This is a genomic window from Kitasatospora sp. NPDC058218, assembly GCF_042882445.1.
Lineage (GTDB): Bacteria > Actinomycetota > Actinomycetes > Streptomycetales > Streptomycetaceae > Kitasatospora.
Genome location: NZ_JBHVWC010000058.1, coordinates 26297 through 47430 on the forward strand (window position 1 = coordinate 26297; position 21134 = coordinate 47430).

A 21134-nucleotide genomic window follows, 5' to 3' on the forward strand; every position below is an offset into this window, starting at 1 on the left:
GGGGGCGCACGCGGACGGGGCCCGCGGGCGGGTGTGATCAGCGGATCACAGCCGCTCGCGGACCCCGTCGCTCACGATCGTGCGTCGGGGTGTGTCTGACAATCAACACCGCGCGCCGGGCGCGGATTGTCAGACACGCCCTGGGTCAGATCCGCTCGAGGACCTTCGCCAGCAGCGCGCCCATGCGCTCGGCGGAGGCCTTGCCGGCCTCCAGCACCTCGGCGTGGTTGAGCGGCTCGCCGGTGATGCCGGCGGCCAGGTTGGTGACCAGCGAGATGCCGAGCACCTCGGAACCGGCCTCACGGGCGGCGATGGCCTCCAGCGTGGTGGACATGCCGACCAGCTCGCCGCCGATCACCCGGGCCATGTGGACCTCGGCCGGGGTCTCGTAGTGCGGGCCGCGGAACTGCACGTAGACGGCCTCGTCGAGGGTGGAGTCCACCTCGCGGCAGAGGTCGCGCAGACGCTTGGAGTAGAGGTCCGTCAGGTCGACGAAGTTGGCGCCGACGATCGGGGAGTCCGCGGTCAGGTTGATGTGGTCGCTGATCAGGACCGGCTGGCCGGGGACCCAGCCCTCGCGCAGACCGCCGCAGCCGTTGGTCAGCACGATGATGCCGCAGCCCGCGGCGGCCGCGGTGCGCACGCCGTGGACCACGGTGGCCACGCCGTGGCCCTCGTAGTAGTGGTTGCGGCCCAGGAAGATCAGGGCGCGCTTGTCGCCGATCTTCACCGAGCGGATCGTGCCGGCGTGGCCGGCCACGGCGGGGGCGGGGAAGCCCGGGAGGTCGGTGACCGGGAACTCCGCCACGGTCTCGCCGAGGGCGTCGGCGGCCGGCACCCAGCCGGAGCCCATCACCAGGGCGACGTCGTGGCGCTCGGCGCCGGTCAGCTCGCGCAGGCGCTCGGCGGCGGCCTGGGCGGCGGCGTAGGGGTCGGCGGAGACGACCGACTGAGGAGATGCGTTCACACGTCCGAGGATAGACGGGAATCGGCTACGCGCGTAGAAAATCCTGGTACGACGTGCCGGATCGTTACCCGGATGGCGTGAAAGTACAGCTCGGAGGCCTGGTTCCGGGCCCCGGGCCGGAGCAACGCACAGGCGCGTCGCGTCGCGCGGCCCCGGCGTGCCCCGGCCGCGCCGCGCGAGCGGTCAGCAGGGGCGGCGGCGCAGGTCCAGGACGTAGTCGTGCGGAGCGCCGGCGCTCTCCGCGGCGTCGGCGACGAGGCCCAGGTAGCGGGCGGCGGGCAGGCCGCCCTCGTAGTCGTTGAGCACGTACGTCCAGACCTGGATGTCACCGTCCAGGGTGTGCGCGCGCAGCTTGATCTTGCGGTAGATGCCGAGCTGGACGCCCTCCCAGCGGTCCAGGCCCTCCTCGTCCATCGGCGCGACGTCGTACAGCGAGACGAAGACCTGCTCCTTCTCGTCCTCGACCACGGTGGCCAGCGAGCCCTCCCAGCCCAGCTGCTCGCCGCCGAAGGTGAGCCGCCAGCCGTCCAGCCACCCGGTACCGCGCAAGGGGGAGTGCGGAGCGCGGCGGGTCATCTGCCGTGCATCGAGGTTCGTGGCATACGCGGCGTAGAGGGGCATGGGGTGCAGCCTAGACCGTCCGTCGACCGGCGTAGGGGGGAAGCGGCGGCGCGGGGGTGCGCGCACCGCGCCGCCGCCGCCGGCCTCGGGCCGGTCCGGAGCGGTCGTGCGATCGGACAGGAGCCCGACCCCGGCGTGGCGGCGCGCTCGGCGTACGGGACAATGGGGGGCGTGACTCGGATCGTGATCATCGGTGGCGGACCCGGCGGCTACGAGGCGGCGCTCGTCGCCTCCCAGCTCGGCGCGGAGGTGACCGTCGTCGACCGCGACGGTCTGGGCGGATCGGCGGTGCTCACGGACTGCGTTCCGTCGAAGACGCTGATCGCGACCGCGGAGGTGATGACGACCTTCGACAGCTCCTACGAGGAGCTGGGCATCATCGTCGCCGACGACACCCCGCCGCTGGAGCGGCAGGCACGGGTGGTCGGCGTGGACCTCGGCAAGGTCAACCGACGCGTCAAGCGCCTCGCCATCGCGCAGTCCCACGACATCACCCAGTCGGTGACCCGCGCCGGCGTCACCGTGCTGCGCGGCCGGGGCCGGCTCGGCGGCGGCGGGCAGGCCGTGGACGGCTCCCGCGAGGTGCTGGTGGACGCCCCCGACGGCAGCGTCCAGTCGCTGCGCGCGGACGCGGTGCTGATCGCCACCGGCGCGCACCCGCGCGAACTGCCGGACGCCCAGCCGGACGGCGAGCGGATCCTGACCTGGACCCAGGTGTACGACCTGGAGGAGCTGCCGCGCGAGCTGATCGTGGTCGGTTCCGGCGTCACCGGCGCCGAGTTCGCCGGCGCGTACCAGGCGCTCGGCTCCAAGGTCACCCTGGTGTCGAGCCGCGACCGGGTGCTGCCGGGCGAGGACCCGGACGCCGCCGAGGTGCTGGAGGAGGTCTTCCGCCGCCGCGGCATGAACGTGATGAGCCGCAGCCGGGCCGAAACGGTGAAGAGGGTGTCCGCACGGGTGGGGGACCCGCAGGGACCCTCCTCGCCGGAGGCGGGCGAGGAGGGACGGGTGGGCGACCACGTCGAGGTGACGCTCTCCGACGGCACGGTGATCAAGGGCTCGCACTGCCTGATGGCGGTCGGCTCGATCCCCAACACCGCCGAGATGGGCCTGGAGGAGGCGGGGGTCAAGCTCAACGACTGGGGCCAGATCAAGGTCGACCGGGTCTCCCGCACCAGCGCCCCCGGCGTGTACGCGGCCGGCGACTGCACCGGCGTCTTCATGCTCGCCTCGGTGGCGGCCATGCAGGGCCGGATCGCGATGTACCACGCGCTCGGCGACGCGGTGCAGCCGCTGAACCTGAAGACCGTGGCCTCCAACGTCTTCACCGACCCGGAGATCGCCACCGTCGGCTACACCGCCGCCGACGTGAGTTGCGGCAAGATGGACGCGGTCGAGGTCAAGCTGCCGCTGCGCGGCAACCCGCGGGCCAAGATGCAGGGCATCCGGGACGGCTTCGTGAAGCTGTTCTGCCGTCCGGGCACCGGCATCGTGGTCGGCGGCGTGGTGGTCGCCCCGCGCGCCAGCGAGCTGATCCACCCGATCGCACTCGCGGTGGACGCCAATCTGACGGTCGAACAGGTGGCCAGCGCCTTCACCGTCTACCCGTCCGTCTCCGGCTCGACCGCCGAGGCCGCCCGCCAGCTGCACATCCGCAAGCGGGCCGACGGCGAATCCTGAGCACCCGACGCACAGTTGAGGGCGGCTGCCGTTCGGCGGCCGCCCTTCGCGCGGCGGGGGTCGTCACCCGGACGGCGGGCGCAGTCCCGGGTTGCTGACGGCGCGTATTGTACGGTCACGCGCCGCTCGTGCGTGAGCAATTCCCGCTACTAGCTGCAAACGCCTGAAAGCAGACGGTCACGCAGGTTACCGTCGGTTCTGTGTTTGCAGCAGAACGTCGCCAGTTGATCCTCGAAATGGTGCGCGCCAACGGAGCTGTGTCGCTCCGCGAACTGGCCCGCGTCGTCCAGACCTCCGAAGTGACCGTACGTCGTGACGTACGGGCGCTGGAGGCAGAAGGGCTCCTCGACCGCCGGCACGGCGGCGCGGTGCTCCCCGGCGGCTTCAGCCGCGAACCCGGCTATCCGCAGAAGACCCACCTCTCCGCGGCCGAGAAGAGCGCCATCGCCGATCTCGCCGCGGGCCTGGTGGAGGAGGGCGACGCCGTGGTGGTCGGCGCCGGCACCACCACGCAGGAGCTGGCCCGCCGGCTGGCCCGGGTGCCCGGGCTGACGGTGGTCACCAACTCCCTGCTGGTGGCCCAGGCGCTGGCCCATGCCAACCGGGTGGAGGTGGTGATGACCGGCGGGACCCTGCGGGGCTCCAACTACGCCCTGGTGGGCAGCGGTGCCGAGCAGTCGCTGCACGGGCTGCGGGTCTCCAAGGCGTTCATCTCCGGCAGTGGGCTGACCGCCGAGCGCGGGCTGTCGACCACGAACATGCTCTCCGCGAGCGTGGACCGGGCTCTGGTGCAGTCGGCTGCCGAGGTCATCGTCCTCGCCGACCACACCAAGCTCGGCGCGGACACCATGTTCCAGACCGTCCCGACCGAGACCATCACCCGGCTGGTCACCGACGAGCACGCCGCCGCCGACGACGCCACCGCACGCGAGCTGGACGCGCTCGCCGACTGCGGGGTGCAGATCGACCTGGCGCCGCTGGGCGCCGCGCCGACCGGGGACGCCCCCGTGCACGGCACCGGCAGCGGGCCCGTCCACCAGACCCAGCCCGGCCCGCTGGCCCGGCGGGTCGCCCCGCCGCCCGGCGGTGCCCCGCTGCCCGGCCAGCGCCGCCCCGGCGCGCACGGCGGCCCCGGCGGGCCGGGCGGCCCGCTGCCGGCCCGGCTCGCCGAGCTGGGGGCCGTCCCGCGCGGGCGCTGACCGGCACCCGCGCCGGACCGGTGCCACCGCCGGCATGCGCCGTCGCGCACCGGTGCCGCGAGGGCCGGAAACGGAACCGGTCCGCACACCCCGAGGGGCGTACGGACCGGTCCGGCGGCCGAAGCCGTCAGTCCTTGATCTCGCAGAGCGCGGCGCCGCTGCTGACGCTCCCGCCGACCTCGGCCTTGAGGCCGACCACGGTGCCCGCCTTGTGCGCGTTCAGCGGCTGCTCCATCTTCATCGCCTCCAGGACGACGATCAGCTCGCCCTCGGCGACGACCTGGCCCTCCTCGACGGCGACCTTGACGATGGTGCCCTGCATCGGCGAGGCCAGCGTGTCACCGCTGACCGCCGAGCCGGCCTTCTTGGCGCCGACCCGGCGCTTGGCCTTGGCCGCACCGCCGGCACCGGCCGCCGGGGCCGACGCGACGCCCAGCGAGGACGGCAGCGAGACCTCGATCCGCTTGCCGCCGACCTCGACCACCACGGTCTCCCGGCCCTCGGCCTCCTCGCCCTCGCCGGGCGCACCGGCGAACGCGGGGATGGTGTTGTCGAACTCGGTCTCGATCCAGCGGGTGAAGACCGTGAACGGCCCCTCGCCGCCGTGCACCTCGGGCGCGAACGCCGGGTCGGTCACGACCGCCTGGTGGAACGGGATGGCGGTGGCCATGCCCTCGACCTTGAACTCGGACAGCGCGCGGGCGGCGCGCTGCAGCGCCTGCTGGCGGCTGGCGCCGGTGACGACCAGCTTGGCGAGCAGCGAGTCCCAGGCGGGGCCGATGACCGAGCCGCTCTCCACGCCCGCGTCCAGCCGCACGCCCGGGCCGGACGGCGGCGCGAACAGCGTCACCGTGCCGGGCGCGGGCAGGAAGCCGCGGCCCGGGTCCTCGCCGTTGATGCGGAACTCGATCGAGTGACCCCGCACCTCCGGGTCGTCGTACCCGAGCTCCTCGCCGTCGGCGATCCGGAACATCTCGCGGACCAGGTCGATCCCGGTGACCTCCTCGGAGACCGGGTGCTCCACCTGGAGGCGGGTGTTGACCTCCAGGAAGGAGATCAGCCCGTCCTGGGAGACCAGGAACTCGCAGGTACCGGCACCGACGTAGCCGGCCTCCTTCAGGATGGCCTTGGACGCCCGGTAGAGCTCGGCGTTCTGCTCGGGGGTGAGGAACGGCGCGGGGGCCTCCTCGACCAGCTTCTGGTGCCGGCGCTGCAGCGAGCAGTCACGGGTCGACACGACCACCACGTTGCCGTGCTGGTCGGCCAGACACTGGGTCTCGACGTGCCGGGGCTTGTCCAGGTACTGCTCGACGAAGCACTCGCCGCGCCCGAAGGCGGCGACCGCCTCGCGCACCGCGGACTCGTACAGCTCCGGGATCTCCTCCAGCGTGCGGGCGACCTTCAGACCGCGGCCGCCACCGCCGAACGCCGCCTTGATGGCGACCGGGAGGCCGTGCTCCTGGGCGAAGACGACGACCTCGTCGGCGCCCGAGACCGGCTCCGGCGTACCGGCGACCAGCGGGGCACCGGCGCGCTGCGCCACGTGCCGGGCGGTGACCTTGTCACCGAGGTCGCGGATGGCCTGCGGCGGCGGGCCGATCCAGGTCAGCCCCGCGTCGAGGACGGCCTGGGCGAAGTCGGCGTTCTCCGACAGGAAGCCGTAGCCGGGGTGGACGGCGTCCGCTCCGGAGTCGGCGGCGGCCTTCAGGACCTTCGCGATGTCGAGGTAGCTGGTACCGGGGGTGTCGCCGCCCAGCGCGTAAGCCTCGTCGGCCGCGCGGACGTGCAGCGCATCCCGGTCCGGCTCGGCGTAGACGGCGACGCTGGCGATACCGGCGTCCGAGCAGGCCCGGGCGACGCGGACGGCGATTTCCCCGCGGTTGGCGATGAGCACCTTGCGCACTGTGGCTCCCTTCTTGAACCTGGTCGAGTTTATGGATTTCTGGGTGGTACCGGCGAGTAGCCCCAGGTTGTGAACTATCCCACACGGAGGGTGATGCGATTCGGGGCCCGATCCGCGGCCCGGTCCGGGTCTTCCCAGGTGGCCACCGGTGCCGCCGCCGGGCACCGTCCGGTGCGGACGGCGGCGGGGCGGCGCGGCGGCACGGTGGCCTTGGCCACACTCACCCGGCAGGGGCCGCGGAGGCGGTCCGCTCACGGGCCTGCGCGGTGACGTCGGCGGCCAGTTCCACCACATCGGGTCCGTAGGCCTTCGGGTTGACGACCTTGAGGACCAGGGCGAACGTGCCGTCCTCACCGTACCGGCGGGCGAGCCGGCGGTGGTTGGCGACGAGGTAGCGGACGCCGGCGTGGTTGGCGATACCGGTCTGGCCGGAGATCAGGAAGACCGGGCGCCCTCCCTCGGGGGTGGAGAGCCGGGCCAACAGCGCGTACACCTCGTCGTCCCAGTCGACGGTGAACGTCCGCTCGCCCGCCACGATGACGTTGCTCGGCCCGTCCGCCCCGCTGGTGACCGTCACCCCGGGCAGTCCCCAGGCCAGGTGGGCGGCCATCCGCTCGTTGCTGCTCGGGCCGCCGAAGCAGAACTCGGTCTTGGCACCCAGGCCGCGGTGGACGGCGTCGTGCGCGACCAGTTCGGTCTGCGCGCCGCACTCCTTCACCAGGGCGGCCAGCTCCATCAGCGCGTAGGCGTCGCGCCGGGTGACCGTCCGGGCGTGCGCGCCGACCCCGACGCTGCGGTTCACCACGATCAGGCACTCGCCGCCGGCCGGCAGGCCGAAGAACGAGCGGATCCGCTCCAGCCGCCTCCGGCGACGCAGGTTCTGCGCGAGCCAGCCGAGCGCGGCACTGATCGCGCTCGCCACCAGCCCCAGCAGCACGTTGACCAGACTGTCGGTCATCGGCCTGTCCCCTCCCCGTTCGAACGGCGGCGGTCAGCCTAGCGGGCGCCCGCGACGGCCACGGGTACGGACCGTTGACGGCGCCCCACCACGCTCCCGGCGTGCCTCGAACGATCTCCTCCACGGGGAAGCGGGCGGCGGCGGCCGCCGCCCGCACGCCGGCGGGTCAGACCCAGAGGTCGGTGATCCGGACGCCGAGGTCGGCGAGCAGCCTGCGCAGCAGCGGCAGGGAGAGGCCGATGACGTTGCCCGGGTCGCCGTCGATGCCCTCGACGAACGGCGCCGAGCGGCCGTCCAGGGTGAACGCGCCGGCCACGTGCAACGGCTCGCCGGAGGCGATGTAGGCGGCGACCTCGGCATCGTCCGGGGTGCCGAAGCGGACGGTGGTGGAGGCGGTGGCCGAGGACTGCTCGCCGGTCACCGTGTCGATCACGCAGTGCCCGGTGCGCAGCACCCCGGACCGGCCGCGCATCGCCTGCCAGCGGGCCAGCGCCTCGGCGGCGTCGGCGGGCTTGCCGAGCGCCTGCCCGTCCAGCTCCAGCACCGAGTCGCAGCCGATCACCAGCTCGCCGCCGGTCAGCTCGGCGGCGACCGCCTTGGCCTTGGCCTCGGCGAGCACGAGGGCGAGCTCGGCGGGGGAGGCGGCGGTGATCGCGTCCTCGTCGACGCCGCTGACCACCACGCGCGGGTCGAGACCCGCCTGGCGCAGCAGCCCGAGGCGGGCGGGGGAGGCGGAGGCGAGCACGAGGGTGCGGCGGTCGGTCATGCCCACCAGGGTAGGGGGTGGCCCGGTGGCCGTCCGCACGGTTCGGGAGGGGCGTTCAGACCATCAGCAGGACGGCGATCAGCAGGAGGCAGGCCGCGAGCACGTGGCCGGCGCGGCGCAGCCTCTCCTGCAGCCGCCGGGCCTCCGGGGAGGGCTCGTCGCGGGGGTCTGACCAGAGCACCCCTCCAGGGTGCGCCGCGCCGCCGCGGTGACGCCTGAGTACGCGTACTCAGCTTTCGGGGCAATCCGGGCGGCCCGGGGGCACGGGGTCGGGGGAGCCCGGGGGCGGGCCGGTGGCCCACCCCCGGGACGGCGCTCCTAGCCCGCCCAGCCCGAGGTGCGCCAGGCGTTGACGCCGGGGCGGGGGGCGTTGCGCAGCCGGCGGGCGCGGTCGTTCCAGGGGGAGTCCGGGCCGGCGCCCGCCCGGCGGGCCGCCTCGGCGGCGGCCTGTGCGGCGGCGGCCCGGGACTGGACCACCGCCAGGACGGTGGCCAGCTCCTCGGGGGTCGGCTGCCCGTGCAGCACGTGGATCGGGGCCATGGCTCAATCCTCTCGCGACAGCCGCTTACAGGGGGATGTTTCCGTGCTTCTTCGGCGGCAGCACCTCGCGCTTGCCGCGCAGCGCCCGCAGCCCGCGGACGATGTGCCGGCGGGTCTCGCTCGGCGCGATGACGGCGTCCACGTAGCCGCGCTCGGCGGCCAGGTACGGGTTGAGCAGGGTGTCCTCGTAGGAGGCGATCAGCTCGGCCCGCTTGGCCTCGACGTCGTCCGCCTCGGCCAGCTCGCGCCGGTGCAGGATGTTGACCGCGCCCTGTGCGCCCATCACGGCGATCTGCGCGGTCGGCCAGGCGAGGTTGAGGTCGGCGCCCAGGTGCTTGGAGCCCATCACGTCGTACGCGCCGCCGAAGGCCTTGCGGGTGATCACGGTGATCAGCGGGACGGTGGCCTCGGCGTAGGCGTAGATCAGCTTGGCGCCGCGGCGGATGATGCCGTCCCACTCCTGCTCGGTGCCGGGCAGGAAGCCGGGCACGTCGACGAAGGTCAGCACCGGGATGTTGAACGAGTCGCAGGTCCGGATGAACCGGGCGGCCTTCTCGCTGGCGGCGATGTCCAGGCAGCCGGCCAGGTCCATCGGCTGGTTGCCGACGATGCCGACCGGGTGGCCCTCGACCCGGCCGAAGCCGGTGATGATGTTGCCGGCGTACAGCGGCTGGGTCTCCAGGAACTCGCCGTCGTCCAGGACGTGCTCGATCACGGTGTGCATGTCGTACGGCTGGTTCGCCGAGTCCGGGACGAGGGTGTCGAGTTCGAGGTCCTCGTCGGTGACCGAGAGGTCCGCCTCCTCGGGGAAGGACGGCGGGTCGGAGAGGTTGTTGGAGGGCAGGTACGAGAGCAGGCTCTTGACGTACTCGATCGCCTCCTTCTCGTCCGCGGCCAGGTAGTGCGCGTTGCCCGACTTGGTGTTGTGGGTGCGCGCGCCGCCCAGCTCCTCCATGCCGACGTCCTCGCCGGTGACGGTCTTGATCACGTCCGGGCCGGTGATGAACATGTGCGAGGTCTGATCGGCCATCACCACGAAGTCGGTGATCGCGGGGGAGTACACCGCGCCGCCCGCGCAGGGGCCCATGATCAGCGAGATCTGCGGGACCACGCCGGAGGCGTGCACGTTGCGGCGGAAGATCTCGCCGTACAGGCCGAGCGAGACCACGCCCTCCTGGATCCGGGCGCCGCCGGAGTCGTTGATGCCGATGACCGGGCAGCCGGTCTTCAGCGCGAAGTCCATCACCTTGACGATCTTCTCGCCGAACACCTCGCCGAGCGAGCCGCCGAAGACGGTGAAGTCCTGCGCGAAGACGGCCACCTGACGGCCGTCGACGGTGCCGTAGCCGGTGACCACGCCGTCGCCGTACGGGCGGTTCTTCTCCTGGCCGAAGTTGATCGAACGGTGCCGGGCGAACTCGTCGAACTCCACGAAGGAGCCCTCGTCCATCAGCTCGACGACGCGCTCACGGGCGGTCAGCTTGCCCTTGGCGTGCTGCTTCTCCACGGCCTTGGCGGAGCCGGAGTGCACCGCCTCGTCGATCCTGCGCCGCAGGTCGGCGAGCTTGCCGGCGGTGGTGTGGGGGTCGTACGGGGCCTCGGTCATCGGGTGGGCTCTCCCTGATCCATGGGCCGCGGCCTGTTCGGTGGTACGCGGGTCTGGGCGGGGACACGCGCATGAGGGCAGGGCGGCGCAACGAACTACCGTCGAGTAGCGTAGCCAGCGCGCGGGGTTTCCCGTTATGGCCAGCGACACAGTGTGTCAACGCCCGTTCTGCGGGACGATGTGGCGGCCTACGGCCACGGCGCCGGCCAGGCCCTAGTCTCGTGGTCATGACCGATCCCGTCACCCCCCGCCGCAGTGGACTGCGCGGCTTCGGCCACGCCGGGCCGTCGCCCTGGACCGATCTGGACCGGCCACCGCTGGACGCCGAGGCCCTGCGCCGCGACCTCGTCCTGCCGGGCGGGCTCTGGACCTCGCTGGACGTCGTCACCGACACCGGCTCCACCAACAGCGACCTCGCCGCCCGCGCCAAGCAGGGCGCGCCGCAGGGCGCCGTGCTGGTCGCGGAGGCGCAGAGCGCCGGACGCGGCCGGCTGGAGCGGCAGTGGACGGCGCCGCCCCGCTCCGGGCTCTTCCTCTCCGTCCTGCTTCGCCCGGACGGGGTACCCGTCGAGCGGTACGGCTGGTTGCCGATCCTGGTCGGCGTCGCGGCGGCCGCCACGCTGAGCCGGGTCGCCGAGGTCGAGGTCGGCCTGAAATGGCCCAACGACCTCCAGGTCGGGATCGACGGCGCGGAGCGCAAGATCGGCGGCATCCTCACCGAACTGAGCGGCGGCGCGGTGGTGGCCGGCCTCGGCATCAACGTCTCGCTGCGCGCGGACGAACTGCCCGTGCCCACCGCCGCCTCGCTGGCCCTGGCCGGCGCCGCGGTGACCGACCGGCCCACCCTGCTGCGCGCGCTGCTGCGCGAGTTCGCCGGCCTCTACACCGAGTGGACGGCCGCCGCCGGCGACCCGCACGCCAGCGGCCTGCTGTCCGCCTACGCGGACCGCTGCACCACCCTCGGCCGGCCGGTCAAGGTCCATCTGCCGGGTGACCGGGAGCTGCTCGGCGAGGCGGTGGCGATCGACGGCGACGGCCGGCTGGTGGTCCGCACGCCCGACGGCGCACGCCGGGCGGTGGGCGCGGGAGACGTCGTCCACGTGCGCCCCGAGCCGCGCTGAGCGGGACTCTTCACCTCTCCTTGACCCGGGCGGATGCCCCGGATCGCGGGATTCCGTGCGAACATTCCACCTGGCAGCAGTGTGAGGCGCGCCACTGCCCGAAGGGTGGCGGGCGCGCCCGGGACAGGCAGGACACGAGGCAAGTGCGGCAACCGCACGGGGACGGACCGGTGGCAGAGGACGGCGGCAACGGCGGTACGGCGGGCTCCGACGACCAGACGGTCGCGCTCGACCTGGAACGCCTGATCCTGGACGCACCACGCCGCTACACCCCGTACCAGGCCGCCCGGGCCGCCGACGTCCCGATGGAGCTGGCCACCCGCTTCTGGCGGGCGATGGGCTTCCCGGACATCGGGCAGTCCCGGGCGCTCACCGACGGGGACGTGATCGCGCTGCGCCGGCTCGCCGGTCTGGTGGAGTCGGGCCTGCTCAGCGAGCCGATGGCGATCCAGGTGGCCCGTTCGACCGGGCAGACCACCGCCCGGCTGGCCGGCTGGCAGATGGACACCTTCCTGGAGAACCTCACCCAGTCCGTCGAACCCGGTCTGACCCGCGCCGACGTGGCCTACCCGCTGGTCGAGCTGCTGCTGCCGGAGCTGGAGCAGTTCCTCGTGTACGTCTGGCGCCGCCAGCTGGCCGCCGTCACCGGCCGGGTGGTGCAGGCCGCCGAGGACACCGAGATCACCAGCGGCCGGCTGGCCGTCGGCTTCGCCGACCTGGTCGGCTTCACCCGGCTCTCCCGCCGGCTGGAGGAGGAGGAGCTCGGCGAGCTGGTCGAGACCTTCGAGAACACCTGCTCCGACCTGATCGCCGGCCAGGGCGGCCGGGTGATCAAGACCCTCGGCGACGAGATCCTCTACGTCTCCGAGGACCCGGGGACGGCCGCCGAGATCGCACTCAGCCTGATCGAGGCCCTGGCCGAGGACGACACCATCCCCGCGCTGCGGGTCGGCATGGCCTTCGGCACCGTCACCTCGCGGATGGGCGACGTCTTCGGCACCACGGTCAACCTCGCCAGCCGGCTCACCTCGATCGCACCCAAGGACGCGGTGCTGATCGACGGCGAACTCGCGGCCGCGCTGGAGCAGAACGGCAGCGTCGCCCCGGCCGACGCGGACGGCCCGGGGCTGGCCGAGGCCCTGTCGACCGCCGCCGGGCTGCCCGCCTCCGGGCTCCCGGTACCGGGACCGGACGCCGGGCACCGGTTCAACCTCCAGCCGATGTGGCGCCGCCCGGTGCGCGGGCTCGGGCTGGTCGAGCCGTGGCTGCTGTCGCGGCGGCCGCGCGGGGCGTAGCCCTCCCGACGAAGCGGAGCGTGGCCCTCCCGAGGGAGCGGGGCGTGGCCCTCCCCGAGGAGCGGTCGGTCGCGCGCCGGGTTTCCCGCACCGCCCGGAATGCTCGGCGGCGTACGGGGTAGGCGGGTCTTCGCACGAAGCGGTCCGGGGCGGGGTGTCCGGGCCGGTCCCGCGGCGGGGTCCGCGGCCGTCGTCCGAAAGCCGTACGGCTGAAACCGGTCCCGGTCGCGAGGATCCGTGCGGGCAAACGGGGCATAACCGAACGAAACCGCCATAGTCTTGGTGCAAGCGGCTGGACGGGTCCGGTTCTCGGTGGGGTGAGCCACGGGCCGAACAGGACCGAGCACAGGGAACGAGGCGAGCCGGTGGGCAGTGAGGCGATCACGACGGACCGCGGCTGCGTGTGCGACCGCACAGAGCCGCCCGCCGCCCCCGACCCGCGACTGACGTCCGTCGTGGAGCTCGCCCAGGACATGGCGGGGGCGCTCACCCCGCTGGAGGCCGTCCGCGCGGCGGCCGCCCGCGCCACCGAGGCCCTCGGCGCCACCATGGCGGCCGTCTCGGTCTGGGACCGGGAGTCCGGCCGGCTGCGGGTGCTGGTCAACCACGGGGAGCTGGCACCGGGCGAGGAGGAGCTGCCGCAGGACGAGTCCTACCCGGTGGCCGACTTCCCCGAGATCGTCACCTACCTGGAGGAGCGCTGGACCACCGGCCGGCTGCCCCGCGCCTGGCTGCAGAGCGCCGAGAACACCGAGCCGCACGCCGGGCACTCGCACCCCACCGCCGGGGCCTACTGCCAGGAGCGCGCCGCCGCGCTGCGCCGGCGCGGCCGGGCCTGCTGCGTGGTCGCCCCGATCGTGCTCCACGGGCAGGCCTGGGGCGAGCTCTACCTGGCCAGGTCCACCGGGACGCCGGAGTTCACCGAGGGCGACGCCGACTACGCCACCCTGCTCGCCGCCCAGATCTCGGCCGGACTCGCCCAGACCGAGCGCCTCGCCGACCTGCGCAAGCTCGCCTTCTCCGACCCGCTGACCGGCCTGGCCAACCGGCGGGCGGTGGACGCCCGGCTGGAGAGCGCGCTGGAGGCGCACAACCGCGACGGCACGGTGGTCTCGCTGGTGGTCTGCGACGTCAACGGCCTGAAGCGGGTCAACGACCAGCTCGGGCACGAGATGGGCGACCGGCTGCTGGAGCGCTTCGCCCACCAGCTGTCGCTGGCCGCCGCCAAGCTGCCCGGCAGCCTCGCCGCCCGCCTCGGCGGCGACGAGTTCTGCCTGCTGGTGGAGGGCCAGAAGGCGGACGAGGTGGTCGCCGTCGCCGAGGAGCTCTGCGCACGGGCGCTGGCGCTGGCCGAGGGCGAGGGCGTCGCCTGCGGGGTCGCCTCCACCGGGGACTCGATCGGTCCGGTCACCACCCCCGACCGGCTGTTCCGGCTCGCCGACGCCGCCCAGTACCGGGCCAAGGCCGCCCGCGCCGCCCACCCGGTGGTGGCCGGGCGCAGCCACGGCCCCGGCTTCTCGCCGGACCCGACCGTCCTGCTGGCCGACGCCGCCGACCCGCACCACCGGGCCGACGCCCGGGGCCGCACCCCCGGCCGGGTCGGCTCGGGCGACCGGCGGCGGTTCCGCGGCGCCGCGCACAGCGCCGACCCGGGGCAGCTGCTCACCGCCGTGCTCGCCGCACTCGACCAGCACGGCGTCTCCCGGTCGGTCCACCCGGCCGACACCATCGGCAAGCTGGCCGTCGTCGCGGAGACCTCGTCCCGGCTGCTGGACGCGGTCGGCTGGTGGGTCTCCTACGTGCCGCCCGGCTCGCACCTGATGCGCACCGCCCGGCACGCCGTGTACCGGATGACCAGCGGGCCGAGCAGCTCGCGGGCGGAGACCCAGCGGGCCCAGATCGAGGCCCCGGACGCCGTCTTCGACCTGCGGCACTACCCGATGACCCGGCGGGCCGTGCGCGGCGGGTCCTTCGCGCTGCGCGCGGGCGCGGCCGGGAACGACCCGTCCGAGGAGGCCATGCTGGTGGTCAGCGGCTACCGGGGGATGGTCGCGGCGGGCGGCCAGAACCCGGCGGGCGGCTGGCTGCTGGAGCTGTTCGCCGACGACGCCACCCTGCCGCTCGGGCAGGTCGCCAGCGCGATGCGGGCCCTGGTCGCGGTGGCGCTGTCCGGCCCGGCCTCCCCACCGCCGGGGTGACGCGGGGCGGGGCGGGGTCGGCGGCCGGATCCGGCGGCTTGTGCCGGTTCGGTGACCGGTCTGTTCCGAGCGGGTCGCGGTCCGGTGCGGAGGCTGTCGCAGGGCTGGGCGGGGTGGCGCGGACGTGGGATGGTGTCCGCGGTCGGCGGGCCAAGGGGGCCGAGCCGGATCGGGGGTCGAACCAATGCGCGCTCGTCTGACGAGCCTTGTCCTCTCCGCGGTACTGGCGCTGGGCGGTGCCACGCTGGCCGCCGCCCCGGCCGCCGAGGCCGCGCCGCGCGCCGCCGCGGTGAGCACCGTCGCCGCCGGCACCGCCGCCGCGGGGAGTGCCGCCCAGGCGGCCCCGGCCGCCCCGGCCGTCGCCGAGCACCGCGACGGCACCCGGTTGGCCGGGTCCAAGGACAAGTCGAAGTCCAAGAAGAAGAAGAAGGGTTTCTTCGGCAAGCTCATCGGCGTGGTGATCGGCATCGTGGTGGTGCTGATCGTGATCGCCGTGATCATCGCGGTGATCGTGATGCTCCGCCGCCGCAACCGGTCGTAGGCCCCGCCGATTCCGTCGGCCTCGTCGGCCCGTGGGCCTTCCGGGGCCGCGGGCCGACGGCCGTGCCCCGGGTCACGGGCGCAGGGCGCGCAGGACGGCGTCCACCAGGCGGTCCGCGTAGGCGTGGTCGAGCGGGCCGAGGCCGTGCAGCCAGCGGTAGTACATCGGGCCGTAGAGCAGCTCGACGGCGAGGTCGAGGTCGGCGTCGGCGGCGAGCTGCCCGGCCTCGCGGGCGCTCCGCAGACGGGCCCGGGTGACCTCCAGCAGCGGGTCCAGGAGGCGTTCGCGGTACTCGCGCAGCAGGGCCGGGTCACGCAGGTACTCGGAGATCAGGCCGCGACCGGTGGTGTCGAAGCCGGGGTCGGCGAGCTGGTCGGCCGTCGGCCGCAGGACGGTGCGCAGGTCGGCGGCGAGGTCGCCGGTGTCGGGCAGGGTCAGGCCGCCGGAGGCGTCCTCGTTGGCGGCCTGGAAGGCGTCGAAGACCACCGCGCCCTTGGAGGGCCACCAGCGGTAGATGGTCTGCTTGCCGACGCCGGCCCGGGCGGCGATCGCCTCGATGGTCAGCTTGCCGAAGCCCACCTCGGCCACCAGTTCGGCGGCGGCGGTGAGGACGGCCTGGCGGGAGCGCTCGCTGCGGCGGGCGGGATCGGGTGAGCTGCTGCGGCGGGCGGGATCGGGTGAGCTGCTGCGGGTCATGGGCCCATTCTAGGGACTTGGTGGAACGATACGTCTCGTCTTGACACCTCCCTGGTGCCCCGTCGCCCGGATGGCGCAGGGGCTCAGCCGGTGTGGACCGCGTCCGCGAGCAGCTCGCGCAGCCGGGCCGCGAACGCCCGGGGGTGGGTCAGGTTGCCGTTGTGGCCGCCGGGCAGGCGGACGGGGTCGGTGCCGAGCCGCTCGGCCAGCACCTCGGCGCAGCGGTAGCTGTAGACCGTCGGGTCGGTGGTCTCGCCGATGGCCGGCACCACCCGGGTCGGCCCGGCGGCGAGAGCGTCGGCCTCGGCGGTGCCGAAGCCGCTGCGGCGCAGGGTGGTCAGGTCGTGGCCGAGGAACGCGGTGAAGTTGGCCTCGCGCTCCGGGCCGAACGACTGCGGGCGGGCGTCGGGCTCGCGCTCCTGGTGGGCCGCGATCCCGGTGGCGGCCATCACGCCGCGCAGGGCCGCCTGCCAGCCGTCCCGGTGGAACACGTCCTGGATCCCGGCCAGTGCGTCGAGCGTCCCGGCGCACTCCTCGGCCGGCAGCAGCCGCGGCGCGGCCGGCTCGTGGGCGATCAGGGTGTGTAGCCGGCCGGGGTGGTCGTGGGCGAGCTGCAGTCCGATCAGGGCGCCGAGGCTGCAGCCGAGCATCAGGGCGGGTTCGTCGGTGACGGCGGCGAGCAGCCGGTGGACGTCGTCGGCGTGCTCCTCGATGGTCGGCGTGCGACCGGGCTCGTCGAGGGTGCTGCGGGAGAGGCCGCGCCGGTCGTACGTCACCACGGTGTGGCGGTCGGTCAGGCGGGCGACCAGATCGGCGCTGCGGTCGGCGTCGCCCTCGCCGCTCTGGGCGATCAGCAGGACCGGGCCGGTGCCTTCGACGCGGTAGTGGATGCGGGCGCCGGCGGTGGTGAGCGGAGCGGTGGTCACGGTGGTGGTCATGGCGGGTCCCTCCCCGGGGCGGCCCTGGCGGCCGCCGTCGGCTCCAACCGTAAAGCATCGAAAGAGATGCATCAAGATAGATGAATCTCTTTCGATGCATCTCTTCTGATGTACCGTGGCGGATGTGAACGGAGTCGAACTGCTGCTGCTCGGTCGGACGTTGATGAAGATCGGCGAGGAGGCCGTCCCGGCGCCGGAGGGAGGGCGGCCGCCCGCCGGGGTCAAGGCGGTCGTCGTCGTGATGAGCGACGTCTACGAGCACCCGGACAGCGCGGTCGGGGAGATCGCCGCCCGGACCGGCCTGCCGCAGAGTCAGGTGTCCGCGGCCGTGGCCCGGTTGCGGGAGGCGGGCTCGATCGTCACCGGGACCGACCCGCGGGACCGCCGCCGGCTGCTCGTCCGCCGCGCCCCCGGGATCTCCCCGCGCCGCGCGGAGGTCGCCGCCACCTCGATCGACGGTCCGCTCGCCCGGGCGCTCGGCACCGACGACCCGCGGGAGCTGGCCGAGGTGCGCGATGCGCTGGACGTGCTCGCGCGACGGCTCACCCCCGCCTCGCTGCGCCGGCTGAAGGCCGAGGTGGCCGAGCAGGCCGCGACGGGGGCGGCGGGGCAGGCCTGACGGCGGTCGGGGTGGCGGGTGTGACGGCCGGGGTGGCGGCCCGGGCAGCGGGCGCGGGCCGGTCGGTCAGCCGGTGATCCGGTCCGGGCGGGTGTAGACGTTGGCGCGCTCGCCGCGCAGGAAGCCGACCAGGGTCAGACCCAGCTCCTCGGCGAGGTCCACCGCGAGGGAGGACGGTGCGGAGACGGCCGCCAGCAGCGGAACGCCCGCCAGTGCGGCCTTCTGGGTGAGCTCGAACGAGGCGCGGCCGCTGACCAGCAGCACGTGCCCGGTCAGCGGCAGCCGGCCTTCGCGCAGCGCCCAGCCGACCACCTTGTCCACCGCGTTGTGCCGGCCGACGTCCTCGCGGGCGCAGAGCAGCTCGCCGCTCGTCCCGTCGAACAGGCCGGCCGCGTGCAGGCCGCCGGTCGAGTCGAAGGTCCGTTGGGTGGCCCGGAGCCGGTCGGCCAGCCCGTAGAGCAGCGCCGGGGGGACGGTCAGCGGGTCGGCCGCGACGGGGTGGCGGACGTGGGTGCGGACGGCGTCCACCGTGTCGCGGCCGCAGAGGCCGCAGGCACTGGTGGTGAGCAGGTTGCGGTGGGCGGAGAGCGGGAGGGGGCGGGCGCCGCGCAGGGCCGCGTCCACCACGTTGTAGGTGTTCGCGCCGGCCTCGTCCGTCCCGGCGCAGTAGCGCAGCGCCGCGAGGTCCTCCGCCGCGTGCACCAGCCCCTCGCCGACCAGGAAGCCGGCCACCAGGTCGAAGTCCTGTCCGGGGGTGCGCATGGTCACCGTCAGCGGTTCGCCGCCGACCCGGATCTCCAGCGGCTCCTCCGCCGCCAGGGCGTCCGGCCGCGCGCTGCGGTCGTCCCCGTGCAGCCGTACCACTCGCCGCCGCGCCGTCGCCCGCGTCATCGGTCCTCCGCCTCCGTGCCGTCCGTCGACCCCAGCGTGCGGCATCGGGGCGGCGTGGCGGAAATCGGCGGCGGCTCAGCGGGTCGGGAGCCGGGTCATCCAGTCACTGGCGGCGAAGCAGGCGCGGAGCCAGGAGAGCTCGGCGTCGTTGAGGACGACCGTGCCGGCCAGCGGGACGTCCAGGAACGGGTGGGCCATGAGCTGCTCGACCAGGGCCGGGTCGGCGGCGGTCGCGGGGTCGAGGCGGGCCAGCAGCTCGGGAGTGACCCGGTCGCGCATCCGCCCGGTCCGTTCGGCGGTCACCGGGTGCGGCTGCCAGTCCAGGTCGCGGTGCCAGAGCATGGCGAAGGCCTCGCCGGGCCGCTGCTGGAAGACCGCCTCCTCGCCGCAGTCGTTGACGAAGTACGAGAGGTAGTCGCCCGGGTCGAAGTCGCGGCCGGTGAGGTCGGCCAGGAAGGCGTGCAGCCCCCGGGCGTTGCGGACGTACTGGCGCCACTGCCGGACCGCCTCGGCGAGGGTGGCTCCGGTGAGCGCGGCCCCGGCCGGGACCCGCACCGTCCGGGCCGTCCGGCCGCCGGCCTGCGCCGCGCGCAGCTGCTGGGTGGCGTTGGCCCAGTGCAGCGTGTCGCCGTCCGGGTCGTGCACCACGCAGATCACCGGGATGTTGCTCTCGCGCCACTCCTCGCCGTGGGCGCCGACCGGCACCGAGTACCCCTGTCGGCGGCGGAAGGACCGCCCGCCCTTCACCTGGATGGCGATGCTGTGCGGCGTGCGGCTGCCACCGTCGGCGAAGGTGACGTAGAGGTCCTCGCCGAAGTCGTTGGAGCCGTCGATCTCCTGGACGATGTGGTGGGCGCCCTCCAGCAGGGTGCGCACGGCGTTCACGGCCGCGCGTTCCGTCCGGCGGCTCTCGGGTACCCGTGTCATGGGCGGGAACCTATCGTGCGGGTCGGACAGCTCCACTGGTTGTCATATCTTCATTCAGCTGGTGTGATGATGCATATGGATATGCACAGTGCTGTGGCCCCCGATGCGCCCCTCGTCCAGGTCGGCAAGGCCGACGTCAGCGCCGAGGACGTGCTGGCCGTCGCCCGGGGCAACGCCCGGGTCGAGATCGGCCCGGACGCGCTCGCCGAGATGGCGGCCGCGCGGGCCCGGATCGAGGCCCTCGCGGCCGAGCCGCGCCCCGTCTACGGCGTCTCCACCGGCTTCGGCGCGCTCGCCGTCCGGCACATCAGCCCCGAGCTCCGCGCCCAGCTGCAGCGCTCGCTGGTGCGCTCGCACGCCGCCGGGATGGGCCCGGCGGTGGAGCGCGAGGTGGTCCGCGCGCTGATGTTCCTGCGGATGAAGACGCTGGCCTCCGGCCGGACCGGCGTGCGCCCGGTCGTCGCGCAGACCATGGCCGCCATCCTCAACGCCGGCATCACCCCGGTGGTCCGCGAGTTCGGCTCGCTCGGCTGCTCCGGCGACCTCGCCCCGCTCTCGCACTGCGCGCTCGCCCTGATGGGCGAAGGCGTGGCGACCGGCCCGGACGGTGTCGACAAGCCCGCCGGCGAGCTGCTCGCCGCGGCCGGCATCGAGCCGGTCGAGCTGCTGGAGAAGGAGGGCCTGGCCCTCATCAACGGCACCGACGGCATGCTCGGCATGCTGGTGATGGCCATCGCTGACCTCCAGCGCCTGTTCACCACCGCCGACATCACCGCCGCGATGACCCTGGAGGCGCTGCTCGGCACCGACAAGGTGCTCGCCCCCGAGCTGCACGCCCCGATCCGCCCGCACCCCGGCCAGGCGCTGAGCGCCGCCAACATGCTGGCCGTCCTCAAGGGCTCCGGCCTCACCGGTCACCACCAGGACGACGCCCCGCGGGTCCAGGACGCCTACTCGATCCGCTGCGCCCCGCAGGTGGCCGGCGCCGGCCGCGACACCCTGACCCACGCCGCGCTGGTCGCCTCCCGCGAGCTGGCCGCCTCCGTCGACAACCCGGTGGTGCTGCCGGACGGCCGGGTCGAGTCCAACGGCAACTTCCACGGCGCCCCGGTCGCCTACGTGCTGGACTTCCTCGCCATCGCCGCCGCCGACCTCGGCTCGATCTCCGAGCGCCGCACCGACCGGCTGCTCGACAAGGCCCGCTCGCACGGCCTGCCGGCCTTCCTGGCCGACGACCCGGGCGTGGACTCCGGCCTGATGATCGCCCAGTACACCCAGGCGGCCCTGGTCAGCGAGAACAAGCGGCTCGCGGTGCCGGCCTCGGTCGACTCGATCCCGTCCTCCGCGATGCAGGAGGACCACGTCTCGATGGGCTGGTCGGCCGCCCGCAAGCTGCGCCAGGCCGTCGAGAACCTCGGCCGGATCCTGGCCGTCGAGCTGACCGCCGCCTCCCGCGCGCTGGAGATCCGCCGGCAGGCCGACGCCAGCGGCACCCCGGCGCCCGCCACCCTCGCCGCGCTCGCCGTGGCCCGGGAGGCCGGGGTCGGCGGCGCCGGCCGCGACCGCTTCCTCTCGCCGGACCTGGAGGCCGCCGCCGCGCTGGTCGCCTCCGGCGAGCTGGTGCGGGCCGTCGAGAAGGTCACCGGACCGCTGGCCTGAGGCCGCCGG

At 74.2% G+C, this 21134-nt stretch carries 19 protein-coding genes and 1 pseudogene; 8 read left to right on the top strand and 12 right to left on the bottom strand.

Features of this window, described 5'->3' with window-relative positions:
• Positions 1-145: 145 nt before the first annotated feature.
• Positions 146-967 (bottom strand): purine-nucleoside phosphorylase, encoded by an 822-nt coding sequence (locus ACFVYI_RS31310; RefSeq protein ID WP_387891846.1) that lies wholly within the window; start codon positions 965-967, stop codon positions 146-148.
• Positions 968-1150: 183 nt separating this feature from the next.
• Positions 1151-1588 carry a gamma-glutamylcyclotransferase gene (locus ACFVYI_RS31315; RefSeq protein ID WP_387891848.1) on the bottom strand — a complete coding sequence of 146 codons (438 nt, stop codon included), beginning with the start codon at positions 1586-1588 and terminating at the stop codon, positions 1151-1153.
• Positions 1589-1750: 162 nt separating this feature from the next.
• Here ACFVYI_RS31315 and ACFVYI_RS31320 point away from each other — a divergent pair, with 162 nt between their 5' ends.
• Together ACFVYI_RS31320 and ACFVYI_RS31325 are read left to right on the top strand one after the other, a co-directional pair.
• Positions 1751-3268: an NAD(P)H-quinone dehydrogenase gene (locus tag ACFVYI_RS31320; protein ID WP_387891850.1), complete on the top strand. Its 1518-nt coding sequence runs from the start codon at positions 1751-1753 to the stop codon at positions 3266-3268.
• Positions 3269-3504: 236 nt separating this feature from the next.
• Positions 3505-4467, top strand: coding sequence for a DeoR/GlpR family DNA-binding transcription regulator (locus ACFVYI_RS31325; protein WP_387891906.1), 963 nt, complete (start codon positions 3505-3507; stop codon positions 4465-4467).
• A gap of 127 nt (positions 4468-4594) precedes the next feature.
• On the opposite strand, the gene ACFVYI_RS31330 is transcribed toward ACFVYI_RS31325, so the two are convergent.
• The 6 genes from ACFVYI_RS31330 to ACFVYI_RS31355 form a co-directional block, all read right to left on the bottom strand.
• Complete coding sequence (locus ACFVYI_RS31330) at positions 4595-6370, bottom strand: acetyl/propionyl/methylcrotonyl-CoA carboxylase subunit alpha (protein ID WP_387891851.1); 1776 nt, start codon at positions 6368-6370, stop codon at positions 4595-4597.
• Between the two features lie 220 nt (positions 6371-6590).
• A complete protein-coding gene (locus ACFVYI_RS31335; protein WP_387891853.1) occupies positions 6591-7328 on the bottom strand; it encodes a hypothetical protein in 738 nt (245 codons plus the stop codon).
• A 166-nt stretch (positions 7329-7494) separates the two neighbouring features.
• Positions 7495-8094: a nucleoside triphosphate pyrophosphatase gene (locus ACFVYI_RS31340; protein ID WP_387891855.1), complete on the bottom strand. Its 600-nt coding sequence runs from the start codon at positions 8092-8094 to the stop codon at positions 7495-7497.
• A 55-nt stretch (positions 8095-8149) separates the two neighbouring features.
• Complete coding sequence (gene mmpB, locus ACFVYI_RS31345) at positions 8150-8275, bottom strand: morphogenic membrane protein MmpB (RefSeq protein ID WP_329487969.1); 126 nt, start codon at positions 8273-8275, stop codon at positions 8150-8152.
• A 137-nt stretch (positions 8276-8412) separates the two neighbouring features.
• Positions 8413-8634, bottom strand: a complete 222-nt coding sequence (locus tag ACFVYI_RS31350; protein WP_387891857.1) for an acyl-CoA carboxylase subunit epsilon — start codon at positions 8632-8634, stop codon at positions 8413-8415.
• Positions 8635-8659: 25 nt separating this feature from the next.
• Positions 8660-10240 carry an acyl-CoA carboxylase subunit beta gene (locus ACFVYI_RS31355; protein ID WP_387891859.1) on the bottom strand — a complete coding sequence of 527 codons (1581 nt, stop codon included), beginning with the start codon at positions 10238-10240 and terminating at the stop codon, positions 8660-8662.
• Between the two features lie 227 nt (positions 10241-10467).
• On the opposite strand from ACFVYI_RS31355, the gene ACFVYI_RS31360 reads away from it, so the two are divergent.
• The 4 genes and pseudogenes from ACFVYI_RS31360 (at position 10468) to ACFVYI_RS31375 (ending at position 15395) form a co-directional block, all read left to right on the top strand.
• On the top strand, positions 10468-11361 hold the full coding sequence (locus ACFVYI_RS31360; RefSeq protein ID WP_387891861.1) for a biotin--[acetyl-CoA-carboxylase] ligase: 894 nt from the start codon (positions 10468-10470) through the stop codon (positions 11359-11361).
• Positions 11362-11531: 170 nt separating this feature from the next.
• Positions 11532-12656 carry an adenylate/guanylate cyclase domain-containing protein gene (locus tag ACFVYI_RS31365; protein ID WP_387891863.1) on the top strand — a complete coding sequence of 375 codons (1125 nt, stop codon included), beginning with the start codon at positions 11532-11534 and terminating at the stop codon, positions 12654-12656.
• Between the two features lie 473 nt (positions 12657-13129).
• Positions 13130-14287: pseudogene (locus ACFVYI_RS31370) on the top strand (diguanylate cyclase domain-containing protein); the annotation flags it as partial.
• Positions 14288-15038: 751 nt separating this feature from the next.
• On the top strand, positions 15039-15395 hold the full coding sequence (locus tag ACFVYI_RS31375) for a hypothetical protein (protein WP_387891865.1): 357 nt from the start codon (positions 15039-15041) through the stop codon (positions 15393-15395).
• A 72-nt stretch (positions 15396-15467) separates the two neighbouring features.
• Here the strand turns inward: ACFVYI_RS31375 and ACFVYI_RS31380 are convergent, their stop codons facing one another.
• A complete protein-coding gene (locus ACFVYI_RS31380) occupies positions 15468-16091 on the bottom strand; it encodes a TetR/AcrR family transcriptional regulator (RefSeq protein WP_387891866.1) in 624 nt (207 codons plus the stop codon).
• 83 nt (positions 16092-16174) lie between these two features.
• Complete coding sequence (locus ACFVYI_RS31385; RefSeq protein ID WP_387891868.1) at positions 16175-17029, bottom strand: alpha/beta fold hydrolase; 855 nt, start codon at positions 17027-17029, stop codon at positions 16175-16177.
• A 124-nt stretch (positions 17030-17153) separates the two neighbouring features.
• Between ACFVYI_RS31385 and ACFVYI_RS31390 the strand changes: the two genes are divergently transcribed.
• A complete protein-coding gene (locus ACFVYI_RS31390; protein ID WP_387891869.1) occupies positions 17154-17648 on the top strand; it encodes a MarR family transcriptional regulator in 495 nt (164 codons plus the stop codon).
• A gap of 66 nt (positions 17649-17714) precedes the next feature.
• Here ACFVYI_RS31390 and fdhD read toward each other — a convergent pair whose 3' ends face one another.
• Both fdhD and ACFVYI_RS31400 read right to left on the bottom strand, forming a co-directional pair.
• The gene (fdhD, locus tag ACFVYI_RS31395; RefSeq protein ID WP_387891871.1) at positions 17715-18539 is read right to left on the bottom strand and encodes a formate dehydrogenase accessory sulfurtransferase FdhD; all 825 of its coding nucleotides are present in this window, start codon (positions 18537-18539) and stop codon (positions 17715-17717) included.
• Between the two features lie 75 nt (positions 18540-18614).
• Entirely contained in the window at positions 18615-19466 is an 852-nt protein-coding gene (locus tag ACFVYI_RS31400; RefSeq protein WP_387891872.1) for a DUF4365 domain-containing protein, read from the bottom strand.
• Between the two features lie 75 nt (positions 19467-19541).
• On the opposite strand from ACFVYI_RS31400, the gene hutH reads away from it, so the two are divergent.
• Positions 19542-21125 (top strand): histidine ammonia-lyase, encoded by a 1584-nt coding sequence (gene hutH / locus ACFVYI_RS31405; protein WP_387891873.1) that lies wholly within the window; start codon positions 19542-19544, stop codon positions 21123-21125.
• The last annotated feature ends 9 nt before the right edge of the window (positions 21126-21134 follow it).

Coding starts and splice junctions, on each gene's coding strand:
- ACFVYI_RS31325 (WP_387891906.1), top strand. CDS start 3,505: ATGGTGCGCGCCAACGGAGCTGTGTCGCTCCGCGAACTGGCCCGCGTC.
- ACFVYI_RS31400 (WP_387891872.1), bottom strand. CDS start 19,466: ATGACACGGGTACCCGAGAGCCGCCGGACGGAACGCGCGGCCGTGAAC.
- ACFVYI_RS31315 (WP_387891848.1), bottom strand. CDS start 1,588: ATGCCCCTCTACGCCGCGTATGCCACGAACCTCGATGCACGGCAGATG.
- ACFVYI_RS31350 (WP_387891857.1), bottom strand. CDS start 8,634: ATGGCCCCGATCCACGTGCTGCACGGGCAGCCGACCCCCGAGGAGCTG.
- ACFVYI_RS31360 (WP_387891861.1), top strand. CDS start 10,468: ATGACCGATCCCGTCACCCCCCGCCGCAGTGGACTGCGCGGCTTCGGC.
- ACFVYI_RS31380 (WP_387891866.1), bottom strand. CDS start 16,091: ATGACCCGCAGCAGCTCACCCGATCCCGCCCGCCGCAGCAGCTCACCC.
- ACFVYI_RS31335 (WP_387891853.1), bottom strand. CDS start 7,328: ATGACCGACAGTCTGGTCAACGTGCTGCTGGGGCTGGTGGCGAGCGCG.
- hutH (WP_387891873.1), top strand. CDS start 19,542: ATGGATATGCACAGTGCTGTGGCCCCCGATGCGCCCCTCGTCCAGGTC.
- ACFVYI_RS31320 (WP_387891850.1), top strand. CDS start 1,751: ATGGGGGGCGTGACTCGGATCGTGATCATCGGTGGCGGACCCGGCGGC.
- ACFVYI_RS31340 (WP_387891855.1), bottom strand. CDS start 8,094: ATGACCGACCGCCGCACCCTCGTGCTCGCCTCCGCCTCCCCCGCCCGC.
- fdhD (WP_387891871.1), bottom strand. CDS start 18,539: ATGACGCGGGCGACGGCGCGGCGGCGAGTGGTACGGCTGCACGGGGAC.
- ACFVYI_RS31355 (WP_387891859.1), bottom strand. CDS start 10,240: ATGACCGAGGCCCCGTACGACCCCCACACCACCGCCGGCAAGCTCGCC.
- ACFVYI_RS31375 (WP_387891865.1), top strand. CDS start 15,039: ATGCGCGCTCGTCTGACGAGCCTTGTCCTCTCCGCGGTACTGGCGCTG.
- ACFVYI_RS31385 (WP_387891868.1), bottom strand. CDS start 17,029: ATGACCACCACCGTGACCACCGCTCCGCTCACCACCGCCGGCGCCCGC.